At 40.4% G+C, this 23,585-nt stretch carries 15 protein-coding genes; 12 read left to right on the top strand and 3 right to left on the bottom strand.

Features of this window, described 5'->3' with window-relative positions:
• Positions 1 to 66 precede the first annotated feature (66 nt).
• From HMPREF1505_RS02055 to HMPREF1505_RS02025, 7 genes are all read left to right on the top strand, one after another.
• Complete coding sequence (locus tag HMPREF1505_RS02055) at positions 67 to 3,168, top strand: TonB-dependent receptor (protein ID WP_036921735.1); 3,102 nt, start codon at positions 67 to 69, stop codon at positions 3,166 to 3,168.
• A 23-nt stretch (positions 3,169 to 3,191) separates the two neighbouring features.
• On the top strand, positions 3,192 to 4,925 hold the full coding sequence (locus tag HMPREF1505_RS02050) for a RagB/SusD family nutrient uptake outer membrane protein (RefSeq protein WP_036921732.1): 1,734 nt from the start codon (positions 3,192 to 3,194) through the stop codon (positions 4,923 to 4,925).
• Between the two features lie 3 nt (positions 4,926 to 4,928).
• Positions 4,929 to 6,317, top strand: coding sequence for a DUF4960 domain-containing protein (locus HMPREF1505_RS02045; protein WP_036921728.1), 1,389 nt, complete (start codon positions 4,929 to 4,931; stop codon positions 6,315 to 6,317).
• A gap of 16 nt (positions 6,318 to 6,333) precedes the next feature.
• Entirely contained in the window at positions 6,334 to 7,929 is a 1,596-nt protein-coding gene (locus HMPREF1505_RS02040; protein WP_036921726.1) for a glycoside hydrolase family 32 protein, read from the top strand.
• A gap of 175 nt (positions 7,930 to 8,104) precedes the next feature.
• Positions 8,105 to 9,799, top strand: a complete 1,695-nt coding sequence (locus HMPREF1505_RS02035; protein WP_036921981.1) for a DUF4980 domain-containing protein — start codon at positions 8,105 to 8,107, stop codon at positions 9,797 to 9,799.
• Between the two features lie 165 nt (positions 9,800 to 9,964).
• Entirely contained in the window at positions 9,965 to 11,125 is a 1,161-nt protein-coding gene (locus HMPREF1505_RS02030) for an MFS transporter (protein WP_036921723.1), read from the top strand.
• A 7-nt stretch (positions 11,126 to 11,132) separates the two neighbouring features.
• Positions 11,133 to 12,014, top strand: a complete 882-nt coding sequence (locus tag HMPREF1505_RS02025) for a carbohydrate kinase (RefSeq protein WP_036921720.1) — start codon at positions 11,133 to 11,135, stop codon at positions 12,012 to 12,014.
• Between the two features lie 437 nt (positions 12,015 to 12,451).
• Here the strand turns inward: HMPREF1505_RS02025 and HMPREF1505_RS02020 are convergent, their stop codons facing one another.
• The gene (locus tag HMPREF1505_RS02020; RefSeq protein ID WP_051412290.1) at positions 12,452 to 12,673 is read right to left on the bottom strand and encodes a hypothetical protein; all 222 of its coding nucleotides are present in this window, start codon (positions 12,671 to 12,673) and stop codon (positions 12,452 to 12,454) included.
• A gap of 13 nt (positions 12,674 to 12,686) precedes the next feature.
• Entirely contained in the window at positions 12,687 to 14,648 is a 1,962-nt protein-coding gene (locus HMPREF1505_RS02015; protein ID WP_036921718.1) for a leucine-rich repeat domain-containing protein, read from the bottom strand.
• A 402-nt stretch (positions 14,649 to 15,050) separates the two neighbouring features.
• Between HMPREF1505_RS02015 and HMPREF1505_RS02010 the strand changes: the two genes are divergently transcribed.
• Positions 15,051 to 16,595, top strand: coding sequence for an arylsulfatase (locus tag HMPREF1505_RS02010; protein WP_036921715.1), 1,545 nt, complete (start codon positions 15,051 to 15,053; stop codon positions 16,593 to 16,595).
• A 27-nt stretch (positions 16,596 to 16,622) separates the two neighbouring features.
• Complete coding sequence (locus HMPREF1505_RS02005) at positions 16,623 to 18,302, top strand: sulfatase (protein ID WP_197017487.1); 1,680 nt, start codon at positions 16,623 to 16,625, stop codon at positions 18,300 to 18,302.
• 456 nt (positions 18,303 to 18,758) lie between these two features.
• Here the strand turns inward: HMPREF1505_RS02005 and HMPREF1505_RS02000 are convergent, their stop codons facing one another.
• Entirely contained in the window at positions 18,759 to 19,583 is an 825-nt protein-coding gene (locus HMPREF1505_RS02000) for an alpha/beta hydrolase (RefSeq protein ID WP_036921713.1), read from the bottom strand.
• A 327-nt stretch (positions 19,584 to 19,910) separates the two neighbouring features.
• Between HMPREF1505_RS02000 and HMPREF1505_RS01995 the strand changes: the two genes are divergently transcribed.
• The 3 genes from HMPREF1505_RS01995 to HMPREF1505_RS01985 all read left to right on the top strand — a co-directional run bounded on the left by HMPREF1505_RS01995 (position 19,911) and on the right by HMPREF1505_RS01985 (position 23,532).
• On the top strand, positions 19,911 to 20,447 hold the full coding sequence (locus tag HMPREF1505_RS01995) for an NUDIX domain-containing protein (protein ID WP_036921708.1): 537 nt from the start codon (positions 19,911 to 19,913) through the stop codon (positions 20,445 to 20,447).
• A 78-nt stretch (positions 20,448 to 20,525) separates the two neighbouring features.
• Positions 20,526 to 22,862, top strand: coding sequence for a type I DNA topoisomerase (gene topA, locus HMPREF1505_RS01990; RefSeq protein WP_036921705.1), 2,337 nt, complete (start codon positions 20,526 to 20,528; stop codon positions 22,860 to 22,862).
• Positions 22,863 to 22,956: 94 nt separating this feature from the next.
• Positions 22,957 to 23,532, top strand: coding sequence for a shikimate kinase (locus HMPREF1505_RS01985; RefSeq protein ID WP_036921970.1), 576 nt, complete (start codon positions 22,957 to 22,959; stop codon positions 23,530 to 23,532).
• Positions 23,533 to 23,585: the final 53 nt, after the last annotated feature.

Genomic DNA, 23,585 nt, shown 5'->3' with positions numbered 1-23,585 from the left:
CATTTCTTATCTTTGCGCCATAAAACCAAAAGAATATTATTTAGTATTACTAACTATCAGAAAGTCATGAAACAAGTATTGCGAGTAATCATGAGTCTGTTACTTCTGATGTATTGTGCTGGGGTTATGGCACAAACAGCAGACGTTAGCGGTAAAGTGATTGACGAACAGGGGGAACCTGTTATTGGTGCATCGGTGGTACAGAAAGGTACATCAAATGGTACTGTCACCGATATTGATGGTAATTTCACCTTTAAGGCTCCACAAAGTGCTACACTTGTAGTCTCCTATGTAGGCTATAAAAGTGTAGAAGTAAAGGCTGGTGTCGGAATAAAGGTACAGCTACAAACAAATGCGAGTGAACTAAACGAAGTCGTTGTTACGGGTTATACAACCCAACGCAAAGCAGATCTTACAGGAGCTGTTTCGGTTGTAAGCGTAGATGAATTAGCTAAGCAGAATGAGAACAATCCTATGAAGGCGCTACAAGGTAGGGTTCCTGGTATGAATATCTCTGCAGATGGTTCACCTTCAGGATCTGCTACGGTACGTATTCGTGGTATTGGAACTCTGAATAATAACGATCCTCTTTATATTATAGATGGTGTACCGACTAAGGCTGGTATGCATGAGTTAAATGGTAGTGATATAGAAAGTATCCAAGTTTTGAAAGATGCTTCTTCTGCTTCTATCTATGGTAGCCGCGCTGCTAATGGTGTTATCATTATTACTACAAAGAAAGGTAAGGAAGGAAGAGTAAACGTAGATATTGACGCTTCTATTGCGGCGTCAATGTATGCCCATAAGATGAAAGTTCTTAATGCGAAGCAATACGGACAAGTAATGTGGCAAGCTTATGTTAACGATGGTATGGATCCAAATACTAATGGTTTAGGGTATCGTTACGACTGGAGTTACGACGTACAAGGAAATCCTGTGTTGAATGGCATTAGCATGCGTAAATATCTTGATGGTGCAGGAACAACACCTGCTGCTGATACAGACTGGTTTGATAAAACGACACGTACAGGTGTTGTTCAGAACTATAATGTAGCGGTAAGTAGCGGTTCAGATCGTCATTCTTCTTATTTCTCATTAGGTTATTATAAGAACTTAGGTATCATTAAGACATCAGATTTTGATCGTTATTCAGCTCGTATGAATACTGAATATAAGTTGATAAAAGATGTTTTAACCGTTGGAGAACACTTTACGTTAAGCCGTACGTCAGAGGTTCAAGCACCTGGTGGATTCCTTGAAAATGTGCTTCAGTTTAATCCTTCACTTCCTGTTTACACAGAGAACGGAACTTATGCGGGTCCAGTCGGTGGTTATCCTGATCGTGAGAACCCTGTTGCACGCCTGTATCGTAACAGTGATAATCGTTATGTTTATTGGCGTACTTTTGGTGATGCATACATAAATCTTCATCTTTTTAAGGGATTTAATTTGCGCTCAACCTTTGGATTGGATTATGCTCAGAAGCAGCAGAGATTCTTTACTTACCCTATAACAGAAGGAACGGTTGCTAATTCAAAGAATGCTGTTGAGGCAAAACAAGAACATTGGACAAAGTGGATGTGGAATGCTGTTGCAACTTATAATTTGCAAGCTGGTTTACACCGTGTAGACGCAATGGCAGGTATTGAGTTGAATCGTGAAGATGACAACTACTTCTCAGGTTATAAAGAAGACTTCCTGATTCTTAATCCTACCTACATGTGGCCTGATGCTGGTACTGGTACAGCACAAGCCTATGGTGGAGGAAGTGGATACTCTTTGGTGTCTTATTTTGGTAAATTGAATTATAATTATGCTGACAAGTATTTAGCTTCATTCACTCTTCGTTATGATGGCTCATCACGATTTGGTAAGAACAATCGTTATGCAACATTCCCTTCTGTTTCTTTGGGATGGCGCATTAATCAAGAGAAGTTTTTAAAGAGTGCACAATGGTTGAATGATTTAAAACTTAGAGCATCGTGGGGAGCAACTGGTAATCAAGAGATTTCTAACATCGCACGTTACACCATATATGTTAGTAACTATGGAGTAAATGAAAATGGTGGTCAGAGTTATGGTACATCATATGATATAGCAGGTACTAATGGTGGTCGTCAATTGCCAAGTGGATTTAAACGTGACCAACTCGGTAATAATGATATCAAATGGGAGACAACCTATCAAACTAATCTTGGTCTGGACTTCTCTATGTTCAACTCTTCATTATATGGAAGTTTTGACTGGTATTATAAAAAGACTAAGGATATTCTCGTACAGATGGCTGGTATCGCAGCTATGGGAGAAGGTAGCACACAGTGGATTAATGCTGGTGCTATGGAGAATCGTGGTGTTGAAGTCAACTTGGGTTATCGCAAGACAACCAATGGTGGTTTTCATTATGACATAGCTGGTAACTTTAGTACTTATCGTAATAAGATAACAGCTCTACCAGCAACAGTTGCTGCCAATGGTACCTTTGGTGGTAATGGTGTGAAGAGTGTTATTGGTCATCCTATGGGTGCACAAGTTGGCTATGTTGCTGATGGCATCTTTAAGAGCCAAGATGAAATAGATAATCATGCGAAACAGGATGGTGCAAAACTTGGACGTATACGTTGGAAAGACTTGGATGGCAATAACGTCATTACAGAAGCAGACCAAGACTGGATTTATAATCCAACTCCAGACTTCTCTTATGGCCTAAATGTGTATCTTGAATATAAAAACTTTGATTTCACAATGTTCTGGCAAGGTGTACAAGGTGTAGATATTATCTCTGATTTAAAGAAGCAGACTGATATTTGGGCTGGTTTGAATATTGGTTTCCTAAATAAGGGTCAACGCTTGTTAGACGCATGGAGTAGTACCAACCCAAATAGTAATATTCCTGCGCTCTCACTCTCTGATAATAATAATGAGAAGCGTGTTTCTACTTATTGGGTGGAGAATGGCTCATACTTAAAACTACGTACTATTCAGTTAGGATATAATCTGCCAAAGAGTATGACGAACCGGCTTGCAATGCAGCGTTTACGTTTCTACCTCAGTGCGCAGAACTTATTAACTATACATAGTAAGAGTTTTACCGGTGTTGATCCAGAGAATCCAAACTATGGTTACCCAATTCCACTCAATATCACATTCGGTATAAACGTTACATTCTAACAATTATCATCTGACTATATAATATGAAAAAAATAATATATTCAGCACTTGTGCTCGCTACCCTTAGTATGACAAGTTGTTCAGACTTCTTGGATGAACATACTCCACAGGCAACACTAAGTGATGAGCAAGTAAAGGAGGCTAATCATGTTGATGAACTCGTAACATCAGCTTATGCCATATTTATTTCAGCAGAAGATATCAATTCTTCGTTTTCAATGTGGAATTATGATGTCCGCAGTGATGATGCCTATAAAGGCGGTAACGGAACAAGTGATGGAGATGTGTTCCATCAACTTGAAATAGAACAAGGAGTCTTGACCACAAACTGGAATATCAGCGATATGTGGCAAAGATTATACAATTGTATATCACGTGCCAACACGGCAATAGCTCTTCTTGAACAAGTCAATAGTACTGTCTACCCTCGAAGGGATGAACGTTTGGCTGAGATGAAGTTCCTGCGTGCATATGGACACTTTTTGTTAAAGCGTTTGTATAAGAATATACCTTTTGTTGTAGACCCTAATCTTAAGTCAGAGCAATATAACATGCTTTCTAATCGTGAATATACGAATGATCAAGGTTGGCAAGTTATTATTGATGACTTGATGGAATCTTACAATAACCTTCCTGTTCATCAAGCAGACAAGGGACGACCAACAAAAGCATCAGCTGCAGCTTTCCTTACGAAGGTATATATGTATAAGGCTTATCATCAAGATAATGAGAACACGAATGAAGTTACAAGTATATCAAAAGACGATCTTTTGAAAGCTGTTCAGTTTAGTGATCCATCTATTTATGCTGCTGGAGGCTATGGCTTAGAGAGTGATTTCCATAATAACTTTAGACCAGAACCACAGTTCGAGAATGGAAAGGAAAGTCTTTGGGCAATGCAATATTCCATTAATGATGGAACTAAGAATGGTAATCTCAACTGGAGTTACGGACTGATTGTTCCAAATATTCCTGGTGTAACAGATGGAGGATGTGATTTCTATAAGCCAAGTCAAAACCTTGTTAATGCTTATCGTACAGATGCTAATGGCCATCCATATATTGGTACATTTAACAATCAAGACTATAATAAAGCAACAGATTATGCAGACCCACGTCTATTCCTTACCATTGGTATTCCTGGTTTACCTTATGAATTTAACTCTAAGTTCATGATGGATAGGACTGCTACATGGAGTAGAAGTAATGGATTGTATGGCTATTATGTAACTTTAAAGCAGAATGTAGACCCAGAAAGTCCTTATCTGAAGAAAGGTGCATGGTGGGGTACATCAGAGAATCGTATTGTCTTCCGTTATGCTGATGTTCTGCTTGAGCGTGCAGAAGCTTTGATTCAATTAAACGATGGTCGTATTAACGAAGCAATCAATATCATCAATCAAATCCGTAATCGTGCTAAACAAAGTACAAGTGCTATCAGCAATTATCAGAGTGATTATGGTGTGAGAATGAATGTTATGCCATATACTGGAACCTACAGTCAGGTAGAGGCGCTTGATATTGTTAAAATGGAGCGTCGTATAGAGATGGGTATGGAATCTGAAAGATTCTTTGATCTTGTAAGATGGGGAGAGGCAGAACGCGTACTCAACAAGTATTATGCAGAAGAGGCTAATGACTGTTCTATCTATAGTAGTGCTCACTTCACTAAAAATAAGAATGAGTACTTGCCTATTCCATATGCACAAATAGCAGCTTCAAACGGACATTATAAACAAAATATTGGTCAGTGGTAAAGTATGAAAACAAATATAACAACAATATTCATTGCACTTATTGCTTTCTTTGCATTAGGTAGCTGCAGCGACGAGAATAATATTTCTGGTCTGCAATTAAACGGATTATGTTCAGTCGATTCTATCGTATTGGATAATTATAAAGGTGTCGTAGATCAGGCTTCACGTACAATCACTGTGCGTGTCCCTGAGACTTACGATGTCACAAACATGACTGTTAGCACACTTAAGGTAGGTGCTGGTGCCATCAGTAATATCAAAGAGGGTGACAAACTTAATATGCTTACGGCTCAGGTGCTCAGTGTTAAGAATGGTGACGTCTTCCTTGATTGGACTATCAATGTGTTGAGAGATGAGGCAAAAATCACTTCTTTTAAGATTAATGGAACATATAATGGTGTTATTGATGAAGCGAATAAGACTATTTCTGTCTATGTGCCAAATACACTTGACCTCCATTCTCTAATCCCTACAATAGGTTTGAGCACAAATGCAACGGTTAGTCCATCTAATGGTATTGCAACAGACTTTTCTAATCCAGTTACATTCACTGTCACTAATAATACTGCTTCTGCAATCTATACAGTAAAAGTAACAGCTATTGGTAAGCCTACTGCAGTCTTTGTTAGCTTGCCTGCTTCGATGAATGAACTCAATTCAGAGGAATTAACTGCTTGTAAGTGGATGCTTCAGAATATTCCAAATTCATTATATGCATCATTTACTGATATTAAAAATGGCACAGTAGATCTTAGCGAGTGTAAAGTGATATGGTGGCATTATCATAAGGATGGAGGAGTAGATGGAAAAGAAGCTTTCGAAAGAAGTGCGCCTGAGGCTGTCAATGCAGCAGTTGCCTTAAGAGACTATTATAATAATGGTGGTTCTTTCCTCTTCACTCGATATGCAACAAACATGCCAGCTGAGATTGGTGCAGTAGCAAACAATGCTGCTCCAAATAATTGTTGGGGGCAGAATGAAGCTGATGCAGAGAGAGTAAGTGGTCCTTGGAACTTCTTTATTCAAGGGCATACGAGTCATCCTCTTTTCCAAAATCTTATAATGAAGAGTGGTGAGCCTAACGCTATTTATACTTGTGATGCAAATTACCGTATCACCAATTCAACTGCTCAATGGCATATTGGTACTGATTGGGGTGGATATGATAACTTAAATAAATGGCGTACAGAGACTGGAGCACAAGATTTGGCCTATGGTGGTGATGGTGCTGTCGTTGCATGGGAATTCCCTGCAACTGGAACAAAGGGCAAGATTCTCTGTATTGGTTCTGGATGTTATGACTGGTACAGTGTAGATGATGTCCCAGCCTTTTACCACAATAACATTGCCAAGATGACACAGAACGCATTCAACTATCTAATGAATCATTAAATAAAGTATAATCGATATGAGAACTATGATATATTCTCTCGCTCTCATCGCATCTTTATCAGTCTCACTAACGAGCTGTAGCGATGATAAGACCATGATAGAGGAAAAAGATTGGAATACAACAACTTATTTCAAGTCTACAGATGAAATGGGGCAAGCTACCTTTTATAAGCCAACTGTTGGATTTGTTGGAGACCCAATGCCTTTCTTTGACCCTAAAACAAAGAATTTTAAAGTTATGTATTTACAGGACTTTCGTCCTAATCAGGCGGGTACTTATCATCCTATCTGGGCTGTTGAAACAACTGATGGAGCCAACTACCAATCACTTGGAGAGTTGATTCATTGTGGTGGTATCAATGAGCAGGATGCGGCACTGGGTACAGGTTCTACCGTTTATAATGATGCTGATGGGTTGTATTATACCTTCTATACAGGTCATAGATATCAAACAAATTCTACTAATAATGGTGAGATGGTGATGATGGCAACATCATCCGACTTCAAAACATGGACTAAGAATCGTGTTTTCCGCTTGAAAGGTGATGATTACGGATATAGTAAAGATGATTTCCGTGATCCCTTTGTCTTCAAGGGCGATGATAATAAATGGCATATGCTTGTTTCTACTCTGAAGGGAAGTAAAGGTCATTTGGCTGAGTTTACATCAGATGATCTTAAGACGTGGACCCATGCCGGAACGTTTATGACCATGATGTGGGACCGATTCTATGAATGTCCTGATGTGTTCAAGATGGGTGATTGGTGGTATCTTGTTTATAGTGAAAAGCATTCAGCTATCCGTCGTGTGCAGTATTTCAAAGGTAAGACTCTTAATGAACTCAAGGCTTGTACACAGAATGATGCTGGTTTATGGCCTGATGGACATGAGGGATTCTTAGATAGTCGTGGCTTCTATGCAGGTAAAACTGCGAGTGATGGTCAGAATCGCTATATCTGGGGCTGGTGTCCAACACGTCCAGGTAAGGATAATGCTGCTGTTGGTGCTGCTCCTAATGAACCTGAGTGGGCTGGCAACCTTGTTGTCCACCGTCTCATACAACACGCTGATGGTAGTCTTACCTTAGGAGAAGTAAAAGGGATTAGCGATAAATACGGCAAAAAACAAGAAGTAAAGGTTATGGCAAAGAGTGATAATGGTGTTGAGAATGTAACTGATGGCTATAAGCTTTCTGGTGATTCTTACCTACTTTTCAATCGTCTTGGCTATCACAATAAAATTTCCTTCACGATAACAACTTCTAATAACTGGGATAAGTTTGGTGTTTCATTCGTACGTGGCACAGATTCTGAGAAGTATTATTCTTTGGTGGTAAATCCTGAAAATGAACAGACACGTAAGATAAACTTTGAGGAAGAAGGTTCTGCGGGTCGTGGTTTCATAAATGGTATTGATGGCTACAACTTCGCTCGACCAACCGACAATGTCTATCATGTCACTATCTATACGGACAACAGTATAGCCGTAATGTATATTAATGATGTATGTTGCTATACCAATCGTATTTACGAAGTACAGAAGAACTGTTGGAGTATCAATAATTATGGAGGTAATATCACCATCAGTAATCTCACTGTAAGTCAGTATTAAGAATTTAAACCCTTTCTTTACTAAAGATAGAATAAAAGATATAGTCGTTCATTCTGTGAGAAATTGCCTATTATCGCAAATAATATCATTGAATGGGCGACTACTCTTTCTAACTTATCAATAAAATGTCTATCTTTGTCTATCTGAAACTAAAAATATAATGAATCAACCTATAATGAGTAGAAAGATTAAATTATTGGCTATTTGCCTTTTTATAACTACAACATTTATGCATGCACAAACATTCTTAAGTTCAAATCATGCTATGAAGCGTGTGAAAACTGCAGATAAGTATATTCTTCTTCCTGTAGAGGAGGAAGAAGGTTATGCACATATTCGCGTTATCAAAGATAATCAAGTTGTAAAAGAATTCAATTGTAAGCTTGCTATAAACAAGACTGATTATAATGTACCACTTGATGTCAGTGAATATGGTGGTGATGTGTTGCTTGATATCCAGTTCTCAGGAGATAAGCGTAGTATCGGTTTAATCAATAATTTCGTTTGCTGGAAAGATATAAAAGCAACAAATGTGTTTGATTCCAAGAATCGTGAAAAGTTCCGTTCTATCTATCACCATACTCCAGTCTATGGCTGGATGAACGATCCTAATGGTATGTTCTACAAAGATGGTGTATGGCATTTATACTATCAGTATAACCCTTATGGTTCGCAGTGGGAGAATATGACGTGGGCGCATAGTACCTCTACAGACCTCATACACTGGAAAAATCATGGAGAAGTGATACAACCAGATGCACTTGGAACTATTTTCAGTGGTAGTAGTGTCGTTGATAAAGAAAATACCGCAGGGTTTGGAAAGGATGCTGTTGTTGCTTTTTACACTTCTGCAGGAGCAGCGCAAACACAAAGTATTGCATATAGTACGGATAATGGTGAGACTTTTAAGAAGTATGTAAACAACCCAATTCTTACAAGTGATGTACCTGACTTCCGTGATCCTAATGTCTTTTGGAATGAAGAAGTGAAGCAATGGAATCTTATTCTTGCAGCAGGACAGCAGATGAATATATATAGCTCAAAGAACTTGAAAGACTGGAAGTATGAAAGTTCTTTTGGAGAGGGATATGGTAATCATGGAGGTGTTTGGGAGTGTCCTGACCTCTTGAAGATGGGCGATAAGTGGGTGCTTATCTGTAATATTAACCCTGGAGGTCCCTTTGGTGGTAGTGCAACTCAATACTTTGTAGGCTCATTTGATGGTCATAAATTCACTTGCGAATCAAAACCTGAGGTAACAAAGTGGATGGATTATGGAAAAGATCACTATGCAACCGTATCGTTCAGTAACGCTCCTGATGGTAGAATTGTCGTTCTTCCGTGGATGAGTAACTGGCAGTATGCTAATCAAGTACCTACACAGCAGTTCCGTTCAGCCAATGGTTTGCCAAGAGACTTGGGGCTTTATAGTTACAATGGGGAAGATTATGTTAGCGTAAAGCCATCACCTGAAGTCTTTGCTGCCTTTGAGAAGAAACCGTCTGGACGCCTCCAATCTGCTGCTTATATAGAAGTGACCAATATTAAGAGTAATGCTTCTATAGTGTTAAGTAATGACAAGGGAGAACGAGTTACGATGGTTTATGATGGAAAGAATGCTACTTTCAGTATGGATCGTACAGAGAGTGGTGTTACTGATTTCCATAGTGACTTTAAGGCTAAGACGGTAGCTCCAACTAATGGTATTATTAAATCAATGCAAATATTTATAGACCGTTGTAGTATTGAAGCATTTGATACTGAAGGTAAAGTCGCAATGACTAACCTCGTTTTTCCGTCAAAGCCTTATGATAAGATAATAGTAAAGGGATGCAAAGTAAAGATTTATGAATTGAAGGGTCAAAAGTAATAAAAGAAAAAATACTAATTCTGTCTATTAATTATATGTAATCTTGTTAGAGATATATTTGTTGATATTAATGAACGGAATTTCAAGGTTTCTTTCTTCGTAAAAAAGTAACTTTGCAAGTATAATTAAAATAATAGAACTACACAAACTAAAAATTTAAAGATTATGTCGAAAACCAATAAACTCGCACTACTGCCCGTAATGCTTTGCTTCTTTGCGATGGGCTTCGTTGATTTGGTGGGTATTGCCTCCAATTATGTAAAGAACGATTTGCAACTGTCGGATTCAACAGCAAATGTTTTTCCGTCCCTTGTTTTCTTTTGGTTCCTTATCTTTTCCGTACCGACTGGTATGTTGATGAATAAGATTGGACGTAAGAAAACGGTTCTTATTAGTCTTATTGTTACCTTGTTCTCTCTGCTTTTACCGATATTCGGTGAGTCCTACGGTTTGATGCTTGTTTCATTCTCATTGCTTGGAATAGGCAATGCTTTGATGCAAACATCGTTAAATCCATTGGTTTCAACGGTGATGAAAGGTGGAAATTTAGCTTCAACACTTACTTTCGGACAGTTTGTTAAGGCTATCGCATCCTTTATGGCACCTTATCTTGCTATATGGGGAGCGCAGGCAAGCATTCCAGCCTTTGGTCTCGGATGGCGCGTTCTCTTCCCAATTTATCTGATAATTGGTACAATTGCTACGCTGTTACTCTTCTCAACGCCTATAGAAGAAGAACCTATTGAAGGCAAAGCAAGCTCTTTTGCAGAATGTTTCAGCCTATTGGGTAAACCTATTGTGTTGCTTAGTTTCCTTGGTATCATGTGTCACGTTGGTATTGATGTTGGTACAAACACAACGGCGCCAAAGATTCTGATGGAGCGTTTAGGTATGTCATTGAATGATGCAGCCTTTGCAACTTCTCTCTACTTTATCTTCCGTACTATTGGATGTCTTACAGGTTCGTTCTTCCTTCGTGTGATGAATAATAAGTTTTTCTTTATTATTTCGGTTACGATGATGGCACTTGCTATGTGTGGAATGGCTGTGGGAACGTCAAAGACTGTACTGTTTGTGGCGATTGCTCTTGTTGGTTATGGTAACAGTAATGTATTCTCAATGGTCTTTGCACGTGCTTTACAGAGTGTTCCAGATAAGCAGAACGAAGTGAGTGGATTGATGATTATGGGACTTTTCGGTGGTACTATCTTCCCTCTCTTGATGGGATTTGCCAGCGATGGGTTCGGTCAAGTGGGAGCAGTTATTGTAATGGCGATAGGTGTACTCTACCTTTTTTCGTATATTCCAAAAATGAATAATAAATAAAACAGATATGAAACAGTTGATCGTTGGCCTCGGAGAGGCATTGTGGGATTGTCTTCCTGAGGGTAGAAAGCTGGGTGGCGCACCTGCAAACTTTGCTTATCATACAGGACAGTTTGGGTATGATTCGTTGGCTATTAGTGCTGTCGGAAATGACGTCTTGGGTAAGGAAACCCTCGATGAATTCGGTAAAAAAGGTGTAAAGTACTTGATGCCAGAGGTGGATTATCAGACGGGAACGGTGCAGGTAGAACTCGACAGTGAAGGTATACCTACTTATGACATCAAGGAGGGAGTAGCTTGGGATAACATACCGTTTACTTCCGAGGTTGAAGAAGCAGCCAAGAACTGTCGTGCTGTATGCTTTGGCTCACTTGCACAGCGTAGTAGTGTAAGCCGCCAGACAATACAGAAATTCCTCGAAGCAACGCCAAAGGATTGTCTCAAAATATTCGATATCAATCTTCGTCAGAACTTCTATACAAAGGAGATTATCACTAATTCGCTCCAGCATGCCAATATCCTCAAGATTAATGATGAGGAACTTGTGTTGATTGGTCGTCTTTTCGGTTATCCAGGTCTTGATATAGAGAATAAGTGTTGGCTGCTTTTAGGAAAGTATCACCTTGATATGCTCGTGCTGACTTGTGGTGTCAACGGTTCGTATGTCTTTGCGCCAAACCTCAAGTCGTTCCAAGAAACGCCAGCGGTTGAGGTTGCTGATACCGTGGGGGCAGGTGATTCCTTTACGGGTGCTTTCACTTCAGCCATCCTTGCAGGCATGCCAATCACCGATGCTCATAAGTTGGCAGTGGAAGTTAGTGCGTATGTCTGTACGCAGAATGGTGCTATGCCAAAACTCCCTAAGGAACTATTAGACAGAATTAAGTAATTTATTCCTTTCTCTGATACGTGATATTGTTTCCGTGTGGGAAATATTTATTTATCGTACGTATCTTAACAGGCAAGGGATAAGTGGCATTTAGATAAAGTACATGGTCCGAATTGATTGAGTGAAGTATAACTTTTCTCGATTAATTCGGGCTTTTTTGTGTTCTAATATTAGAGTTCTTAATATGTAATTTATGCTCTCCTTTTCCATTAAATACCCCTCCTTTCGAATTATTTTCATGAAAATAAATCTTTTTTTTCATGAAGATAAATATTTCTTTTCACGTAAATAATTATTTTTCTTCATGAAAATAATTCGTAGTGAGTGTCTGGTTGTAGCTGTTTCTGTTGGAAATATATAATAAAAAATGGGATAGTATTAGCATGAAGCAGATACAATCCCATTTGATAAGTTAATCAACAGTAAAGAAGATGGTTTTAATCTTCCCAGATATTAGTTGTGTTTTGCTCGGTGAAAGGATTTTCCTTGCTTCCTGCTACACCTGGACCACCTGTATCAATATCGTCTTGACTCTTTTCATTTGGACTGCCTGTACCTCCAATACTTGCTGAGTCTGTTGTTCTGCTGTTACATATAAACTTCTCAGTAATAACGGCATGAATATCCGTCATTGGTTTTATATATTTTGTTTTCATCATGACTTTTCTTTGTTTAACGAACGATGTACTTCTTTCCATTAACGATGTAAACTCCCTGTGGCAATGCTTTCAGGTTAATTGTGCCCTGCTGTACGAGCTGTCCCGTAATGGTATAGACCTTTCCCTGCTGCATGTCGTGTACTGCTGGCATAACAGGAAGCGTGTCAATAGCAGTTGTTTGCCCGTCAATGCTTTCTAAATAATAGCTGATTGATGGCTTCGCATTCGCACCATTGTCCTTATTCATCAAGACGCAAGCCGTGTAAGGAGTCCATATTCCGCTGCCAGACTTAATCCACTTGTAAAAACCGTTCTTATATTGGGTCTCATTGTCACCTGAATAGTAATAATAAGAAAACTGCTGCAATGGCTTCGCATTTTCATAATTACCAATGAAAGTATAGGTAACACCGTCTGCAATCTTTACAACCTTTTGAGCATCCAAACTTTCCTGTTTCTCTTCTTGTTTCTTGATACCCACGATGGTTGTTTTCACACCCGTCTGCGTTCCCTTGTGCAGGGAAGGGTGAATCATGTAAGGATGGTGAGCCTTTGTCTCTGTTACAGGCTGCTTAAATTTCAGTGTGACAATCTTGTCATTATTAGGCTTTGTAACAACTTCTACATCGGAGAACTCTACAACCTCAACTTTTGAACCGTATGCACTCTTGAGCTGCTGGGCTGTCATGTCAAATGGCAGACACATTGTGTACCACTTGCCGTCTACACGTTTGTTGTCATCCCATGTGTCATCTTTTATTTTGCCTGTAAGTGCGAAATTCCTCCAGCCTGCATACTCACCAGATGTTGAGGAAAACTTGCCATCTTCAAATGTAGGCCAGCAGCCACCATTCTCTGCAACAACATTTTTTGTTGAACCTCCTAATGAACGTGAATTCTCATTTACATAGTTCTCGTATGCAGCTTCAGGATAATGTAGCATTGTGAAAAGCTTACCAGTCTCTTGATTTGTATAGAACTCTCGTTTTACAGGAGTGATATTGCCAGGATTGTCATATTTGAAATTACTTACAGTATTGGGACCAAAAGCTTGGTTTCCAGCTTTTGTGTTTGTTCCTAATACATATACATCTGTAAGTGCTTTGTTGTTTTGGAAAGCGAATGTCTCAATTTTCTCGACACTTGCAGGAATTGTAATAGTCTTCAGATTCTCGCATACGAAAGCATCTTTCTCAATTACTTTCAGCGTGTTAGGAAGGTGGATGGCTTCAATTGCTGCGCCATTGAATGCACCATTACGGATATATTCAACCCCTTCTGGTAACACAATATCCTTTAAGGCTGAGCATCCATAGAATGCATTAGTGCCAATTTCTTTCCATCCTGTGCCAAAGTCAACAGATGTGAGATTTGTACAACGCTCAAATGCGTATTGTAATAACTGACTATTACCATTCTTATCAACCTTACCTAATTTGACAGTCTTGAGGGATTCCCCAAAGGCTTGTGCTCCTATTTTAACACTACGTGAATCATTATCAGGAATAATAACATGTTCTATTTTACATGATGCGGTCGTAAGGCATTGTTGTGGTATGTTTGTTGTTGTACGTGGAAATGTGATAGTTTTCAAGTTATCCATAAACTTCAGATTGACCAAATCGTCGTCATTGGTGAAGTTTGCGAACTCAAGATCAAGCGTGTTTAGGTTAGGAAAATTGTTCTCTTTCTCTGCCATACCACAGATGCGTTTCAAGTCCTCACTGCTCATAGTTACTCCAGTTTTGGTTACAACTTTCAGCTTCGTGGTAGTCTTCAGATAATCTTTTATTAGATATGATGGCGTGTACTCGGCATATCCTCCTGATACTGGTGTGAACTCATTGTTAATGTCGCCAGATGCTTCGAGCGTGAAGACCACCGTCCCGTCAGCTTCTTTAGTTACATTTAGCTTTGCCCATGTTGCCTGCAATGTAATGATTGACAGAGCCAACATTAAGATTAATCTTTTCATTTCTTTTGTCTGTTTTTTTATATTTATAGGTTACTTAAATCCAATAAATTATTCTGCAAGTTTCGACATGAAACTGCAGATTGTTGTTGTTTAATTGGATGTTTGCTGCGAATAGTCGCTTGAAATTATTTTGTAATATCTCTAATTTTCTGCAAAAGTATTATTATTATTTAATATATTGAGTTTTACTTCCTTTATATTTAATATAACTTAACATAAGTTATCCTTGATTTTAATAAAAGTAATAAAAGGTAGCAATAAGTCTTTTGAAAAGCCAACAAGAGGCACATTCTGATTTGCGTTTTCATTTTTTTTATGTAAGTTTGCAGACCCGTAGACATTACTACACGATGAAATCGGGAAAGACAAACACCAAGAACCTAAAGTATAACATATCATTATATGAAACCAAACTTAACAAAGACACTTCTGCCCATAGCTGCATTGGCTTGTGGACAAGTTAACGCAATGGTGCAGAAACACCAGCAACGTCCAAACATCATTTATATCATGTGTGATGATATGGGCTATGGCGACCTTGGATGCTATGGTCAGCAGTACATCCTTACACCGAATATTGACCGTATGGCAAAGGAAGGTATGCGTTTTACACAAGCTTATGCGGGTGCACCAGTGAGTGCTCCATCGCGTGCCTGCTTTATGACAGGACAACATTCTGGACATACGGAAGTAAGAGGAAACAAGGAATATTGGGCACCAAGTAAGCCTATCTATTATGGAAAAAACCGCGATTTCAGCGTTGTTGGACAACATCCTTACGACCCAGAACATGTTATCCTACCTGAAATTATGAAAGACAATGGCTACCGTACGGGTATGTTCGGTAAGTGGGCTGGTGGTTATGAAGGCTCTAAATCAACCCCAGATAAGCGTGGGGTGGATGAGTTTTATGGTTATATCTGTCAGTTTCAAGCACATCTTTATTATCCTAACTTCCTCAATGAGTACAGCAGGGAGCGTGGAGACAGTGCGGTAAAGCGTGTTGTGATGCAGAACAATATTGACTATCCGATGTTTGGTGAGCAGTATGCACAACGTAAAGACTACTCAGCCGACCTCATACATCAGCACGCTTTGAATTGGTTGAAGCGTCAGAACAAGGAAAAACCATTCTTTGGTATCTTCACTTATACGCTTCCTCATGCAGAGTTGACACAACCCAACGACTCACTCGTGGTTTTCTATAAAAAGAAGTTCTTTGAAGATAAGACTTGGGGAGGGCAGGAAGGCTCACGATATAATGCCGTAGAGCATACCCACGCACAGTTTGCTGCGATGATAACTCGCCTTGATGCGTATGTTGGAGAGATCCTTCGTACCTTAGATGAGCAAGGACTTGCAGAAAACACACTCGTCATCTTCACCAGTGACAATGGTCCTCATGAGGAGGGTGGAGCCGACCCAACCTTCTTCAATCGTGATGGTAAGCTGCGAGGACTTAAGCGCCAGTGTTACGAGGGAGGAATTCGTATTCCGTTTATTGCCCGTTGGAAGGGACGTGTTAAGGAAGGAGTGACCAATGACTTGCCGTTTGCATTCTACGACTTGATGCCAACTTTCTGTGATGTGGCAGGTGTACGCAACTTCCCAAAACGTTATGTCAATAAGAAAAAAACTATCGATTATTTCGATGGAATCTCTATTTTCCCAACCTTGATGAGCGATGAAAAGGCACAAAAAAGCCACCCACACCTTTATTGGGAGTTTGCTGAAACCAATCAGATTGGTGTCCGTATGGGAGATTGGAAGCTCATTGTTATCCGTGGTGTACCACATCTTTACAACCTTGCAACAGACCTTCACGAAGATAAGGACGTAGCTCAGGAACATCCAGAGCTTGTTGATCAGATGGTAAAGATTATCTATCAAGAGCATGTTGACAATCCGTTATTCCCGATTACAATGCCGATGGAAAGGGGAAAATAAGGCTTAAACAACTAAAAACTATTCTATATGAATCAAAACATTACAAAGGCAATCTTGCCGTTGGCGGCACTGTCGTGTGTCCACGGTAAGATGCTTGCGCAGGATGCGGCACGTCCTAACATCCTTTACATCATGTGTGACGACCACGCTATGCAGGCAATTAGTGCATATGGTAGTCCTATCTCGAAGTTAGCTCCTACACCAAACATCGACCGTTTGGCACAACGAGGAATGCTCTTTCGCAACTGTTTCGTGGAAAACTCATTGTCAACGCCAAGTCGTGCTTGCTTGATGACAGGACTCTACAGTCACCAGAATGGGCAAAGACAGTTGGCTGAGGGTATCGATACAACAAAGACTTTCGTCCCAGAGCTGATGCAGAAGGCTGGTTACGAGACTGGAATCGTAGGTAAATGGCACATGATGTGTCGCCCGAAGGGCTTCGATTACTATTATATCCTCGATGGTCAGGGAAAGTACTATAATCCAAATTTCTGCACAACAGGCAACTACGGCAAGTATAAACAGGAGATGGGGTATGCAACAACACTGACCACACAGCATGCGATAGAGTTTCTTGACCATCGACAGAAGGACAAGCCCTTCTGCCTATATGTGCATCATAAGGCACCACATCGCAGTTGGTTTGCCGAGCCAAAGCATATCGGAATGTATGATGGGGTAGACTTCCCATTGCCAAAAACCTTCTGGGATAACTATGAGAATCGCGGTTCGGCAGCTAAAACACAGAAGATGAAAATTGAGAAAGATATGGAGTTAATCTTAGACTTCAAGATTCCAGAGCTTCTCGATACATCAGACGTGGAGAGTATGGCTTCTTATGCAGGTTTGATGGGCGAACTTGGTCGTATGACAGCAGCTCAAAGAATGGCATGGGATAAGTATTATATGCCAAGAAACCGCCGTTTCATCGAGGCGAAACTCTCAGGGAAAGACCTCGCAGTGTGGAAGTATCAGAATTATATTCGTGATTATATGTCTGTCATTGCTTCGGTAGATGAGAGTGTCGGTCAGCTGTTAGATTATCTTAAGGCACATGACTTGGATAAGAATACTGTGGTTATCTATACCTCAGATCAAGGTTTCTATATGGGTGAGCATGGATGGTTTGATAAGCGATTCATGTATGAGGAGTCTTTACACACCCCACTTATCATTAGCTACCCAGGTCATATCAAAGAAGGAGTAGAGAATACTGATATGGTACAGAATATCGACTTTGCACCGACTTTCCTTGCTTATGCCGGTGTACAACAGCCAAAGGAGATGACAGGTAAGCCACTGCAGCCGCTGCTTGCAGGCAATAAGCCAAAGAACTGGCGTAAGGATTTATATTATCACTACTACGATTATCCTACTTATCACCTTGTTCGTAAGCACGATGGTGTACGTAATGATCGCTACAAACTTATCTATTTCTATGGTAAGGGCGGTATGCGTGCCGTGGAGGAGAATAAGTATCAGAAGATTCCGGGTACGAGTGAGTATAACTGTCTGAAGTATTTGAATGCTACACACTACTTCAACGATGATGCTGATGTAAGCTATTACGAGCTTTATGATCTGCAGAATGACCCTGATGAGTTGAATAATATCTACGGCAAGAAGGGTACGGAGAAGGTAACAAAGCAGCTGATGAAGCGTTTGAATGATTATCGTAAAGAACTGAAAATAGATGAATACTAAATAGCCTTTTGCTTGGTTCGTTTAGAACTTATAAGTGTTAATGGCATGATAGAGGGTCAAGTCAATTCTTTCCTTAGTGTGATTTTAGGAAAAGATTGACTTGACTCTCTTTTTGATTTGTTGCTATTGGAGGAGAAAATGCAAACGTCTTTATTGCTGTATTATAACAATAAAGGTGTATTTATCCTGTGGAAGTCTTCTTTTTAGCCGTGAATTAGGGGGAGAGGAATGCTCCGCACCAATGGTGCGGAGGCTTAACACCATTGGTGCGGAGGGCTAACACGAATGGTGCGGAGCATTAGTATAGCGAGTATCTATCACCTTTAGAAAGGAAAGACAAGACAAGAAAAAGGGATGCACAGCCTGTGCATCCCTTTGTTATATTGTGTATAATTCAATCAAATTCTAATGAATCAAATTGGGGTTATCCCATTGAAGGATAAGGTTAGAATAGGTTTAGAAACTCTTTAACCATGCCTTCAAGTCCATCATCATCTCCTCATGATAGCGGAAGCCAATCTTGCTACCCCAACCGTGGCCGCCACCAGGATAAACGTGGAGCGAACCACGAACGTCATTGCGGTACAACTCGGTGTAGAAGTTTACACCATTTGCTGGTGGAACAGTATCGTCGTCGTCGCTGAGTGCAATGAAAGTGCGTGGTGTCACGCGACTTACGTTCATGTCAGCACTGTATTTTTTTTCGTCACGCTTGCTTGGATTTTTACCAAGGAAGTTCTGACGACTTCTGTCGTGTCCGTAACCTTCCATCATTGAGATAACTGGATAGAAGAGAATTTGGAAGTTAGGCTTTGCCTCACCCTGACTTCTTGTTGCGATAGTTGCAGCGAGGTGGCCACCAGCAGAGAATCCCATGATACCAACATCATTACGATTAATCTTCCAGCTTGTTGCATTCAAGCGTACAAGTTTCATCGCCTGTTCAGCGTCAGACACTGGAACTTCTGGCTGACCATGTGGCATACGATACTTCAAAACGATAGCTGCAATACCTTGGTTCTGGAAGAATTCTCCCCAATCGTAGCCCTCTTTCTCCATAGAAAGCGTCTCGTATGCACCACCCGGACAGATAACTACGGCACGACCAGTAGCTTGTTTCTCCATAGGAAGGAATACGCGAACCTTGGCAGAGTCGTTTGGATCACCATTATCGTAAGGTGGACGTCCATTATAAAGTTTAATGTCGAAGACACTTTGAGCCGACATTGTCATAGTGGCAGTGGCCAACCCCATTACGAGGAAAAGTTTTTTAAAATTCATTCTATTCTCAGTTTATTTGTTTTGTTCGTTTATCCCCTCTCTTTTTCTACGATATTTGGGTAGATAATTGATTTACAGAAAACAACACGTTACTGTAACAAGAAGAGGAATAAATCGTGTGATTTTGAACATGTAGTTGCAAAGTTAACAAAAAGATACGATTTCAATAGTAGATGTTTAGAGTTTTTAGTATATTTGCAAGCAGAAATAATAAAAGGTATAGAGTATAAACGAATTTTAATAATTTCGTATGACTGTTAACAACTACCTTTTAGTTAGCTTTTTAAATGGTTACATCAATGTTCAAGAACAATATACAATCTCAAGATGCACGTATTAGATAAATTTCGGTATTGCCCCGTATGTGGAAGTAAACACTTTGTTGAACAGAATGAAAAAAGCAAACGCTGCGAGAGCTGTGGCTTTGAGTATTTCTTAAATCCAAGTTCTGCAGTCGCAGCATTTATTCTGAATGAGCAAGGAGAACTGCTTGTTACACGTAGGAAGTTTGAGCCCGGACGTGGAACATTGGACCTTCCTGGTGGTTTTTGTGATATTGGGGAGACGATTGGCGAGGCACTGATACGTGAGGTGAAAGAGGAAACCAACCTGACAGTCAAGGAAAAACATTACTTCTGTTCGCTTCCGAATAAGTATCGGTATAGTGATTTTGATATTCCAACACTTGATGCCTTCTTTGTTTGTAAGGTAGAGGATGAGACTGTATTAAAGGCTGCTGACGATGTAGAAGAGGCGATGTGGCTTCCTTTGTCAGAGGTTCACACAGAGCAGTTTGGACTCCGTTCTATCCGTCAGGCACTATATGATTTCCTGCAAATGGAGTCGAAAAACTTAAAAAAGTAGAAATTTTGCCTATTATATAAGGTGTAAGCAAAAAGTTTAAGTACTTTTGCGTCCTTGAAAAAATGTACAAGATTGATTATGCAAGAAAACTTGGTAATAGTAGAGAGCCCGGCAAAGGCTAAGACCATAGAGAAGTTTCTCGGTAAGGATTATAAGGTGATGTCATCTTATGGACATATCCGTGACTTGAAGAAAAAGGAACTTAGCATTGATCTCGACACGTTAAATCCTGACTACGAAATCCCTGATGAGAAGAAGAAAGTAGTCAGTGAACTGAAGAAGAGTGCAAAAGCTGCCGATAAGGTTTGGTTAGCTTCCGATGAGGACCGCGAGGGAGAGGCTATCAGCTGGCACCTTTGCGAGGTGCTGGGATTGGATGAGGATAAAACGAATCGTATTGTTTTCCATGAGATTACCAAGCCAGCTATATTGAAAGCTATCGAGTCACCACGTCGTTTGGATATGAATCTTGTGAACGCACAGCAGGCTCGTCGTGTACTCGACCGCTTGGTTGGCTTCCGTCTTTCACCAGTGTTGTGGCGCAAGGTAAAGCCTGCTTTGAGTGCAGGACGTGTGCAGAGCGTAGCCGTTAGATTGATTGTTGAGCGTGAACGCGAGATACAAAACTTCAATTCAGAGCCTTACTACCGTTTGAATGCAGTCTTCGCTGTGAGCAGTGAGGACGGTTCAAAGAATGAAGTGAAGGCAGAGTTGAGCAAGCGTTTTAAGACACATGAGGAAGCATTAGCATTCCTTGAACTGTGTAAGACTTCAAAATTCAAGGTTTCATCGATTGCTAAGAAGCCTTTGAAGCGTACTCCAGCTCCTCCATTTACCACCTCAACCCTCCAGCAGGAAGCTGCAAGAAAGCTCGGATTTACCGTAAGTCAGACGATGATGGTTGCCCAAAGATTGTACGAGGCGGGTCGTATAACTTACATGCGTACTGATAGTGTGAATCTTTCAGCATTGGCTATCGAGGGCTGTAAGACTGAGATTGAGCGACTCTATGGCGAAGATTATGGTAAAGTAAGAAAGTATCAGACACATAGTAAGGGTGCTCAAGAAGCACACGAGGCTATCCGTCCAACTTATATCGATAATGTTTCTATCGAAGGAACAAGCCAGGAAAAGCGTCTGTATGACCTTATTTGGAAGCGTACGATTGCATCACAGATGGCGGATGCAAAGATAGAAAAGACCACAGTGAATATATCACTTGAGTCAGAAGAAGGCAAGCATACCACCGATTTACAGTTTATTGCGAATGGTGAGGTAGTAGCTTTCGAAGGTTTCTTGAAGGTATATCACGAGTCAACTGACGATGACGAAAACAGTGAGGAGTTCTCACATGCACTCCCAGTAATGCATGAAGGTGAAGAGTTGGAACGTCGTGAAATCGTGTCAACAGAGCGTTATTCACAGGGTCCAAACCGCTACACGGAAGCAAGTCTTGTGCGTAAACTCGAAGAACTCGGTATTGGTCGTCCGTCAACTTACGCCCCAACAATCTCAACGATTCAGCAGCGTGAATACGTGCAAAAGGGAGATCGCAAGGGTGAAGAACGTAAGTACGCTGTTGACTCATTGCTCGGTTTGAAGATTACCTCCAAGACAAAGAAGGAGATGGCAGGTGCGGATAAGGGTAAACTTATCCCAACTGACATCGGTATCGTTGTAAACGACTTCCTTATGGGTAACTTCCCTGATATCATGGATTATAACTTCACGGCTAAGATTGAGCAGGAGTTCGATAAGATAGCAGAGGGAAAAGCAGAGTGGAATAAGGAGATGAAAACCTTCTACCAGAGCTTTGAACCAGAAGTAGAGAAGGTGATGAATGCTCGTTCTGAGCATAAGGCAGGTGAGCGCGAACTTGGTCTTGACCCTGTTTCAGGCAAACCTGTGTTCGTAAAGATTGGTCGTTTCGGTCCTGTGGTACAGATTGGTAGTGCTGACGATGAGGACAAACCACGCTTCTCACAGCTCCCATCTGATAAGAGTATGGAAACCATTACCCTTGATGAGGCTTTGGAATTGTTTAAGTTACCACGTAACCTTGGTCAGTTTGAGGGTACAGATGTCGTGATTGGAGCTGGTCGATTTGGTCCTTATGTACTTCATGATAAGAAGTATACATCGCTGCCAAAGGAGGAAGATCCACTCACAATCAGTCTTGATGCAGCTATCAATCTTATTCAAAAGAAGCGTCTGCAGGATGCACAGCGTCACCTGAAGACCTTCGAGGAAGATGCTAAGATGGAGGTGATGAATGGTCGTTACGGTCCTTATATTGCTTATGATGGTAAGAACTACCGTATGCCAAAGACCCTTCATGATAAGGCTGCCGAGCTTACTTATGAGCAGTGTATGGACATCGTAAAGAATGCTCCGGAACCAAAGCGTAAGAAGTAATTGAATAAAGACTCACCTATAAGGGAAAGGAAGACATCCACCACGTAGTCTGATGATAACAGACTATAGGGTGGATGATAAATATATCGTGAGTATGACAGAGCATACAGAAGAATATAAGCCGCTTCGCATTATTCTCATTGGTTATATGGGTGCGGGCAAGACGACCGTAGGCAGAGCCTTGTCAAAGGAGTTGAACATTCCGTTCTACGACTTAGATTGGTATATAGAGAGCCGAATGCGCAAGACGGTGAAGCAAATCTTCGATGAAAGGGGAGAGGAAGGCTTCCGTATGATAGAGCAGTCAATGCTTCACGAAGTGGCTGAATTTGAGAATGTCATTATCTCTTGTGGGGGTGGAACTCCATGTTTCTTTGATAATATGGAGTATATGAATGGACAGGCTGAGACGGTCTATTTGAAAGCAGAGACTGATGTTCTGTATAAGCATCTGCTGATGGGGAAGTCCGTACGACCCCTCTTACTCAATAAGACAGCTGATGAAGTAAACCTGTTTATTCGTGAACAACTGAAGCATCGTGAACCTTTTTACACAAAGGCTAAGCACGTTCTTGACGTGAGTCTTATGGATAGTTACGACAAGATACAGATTTCGGTTAATCAACTTTGCCAACTATTAAAGTTGAATAAAGCCAACAGTCTGAAATAAAATAGCTATTAATAGATAGTTAGAAACCAAATGCTCAAAGCAAATAATTGATT

Source organism: Prevotella sp. ICM33 (assembly GCF_000517825.1).
GTDB lineage: Bacteria > Bacteroidota > Bacteroidia > Bacteroidales > Bacteroidaceae > Prevotella > Prevotella melaninogenica.
Note: the sequence above shows the minus strand (reverse complement) of the source record. Positions and strands in the feature narration are given on the sequence as shown.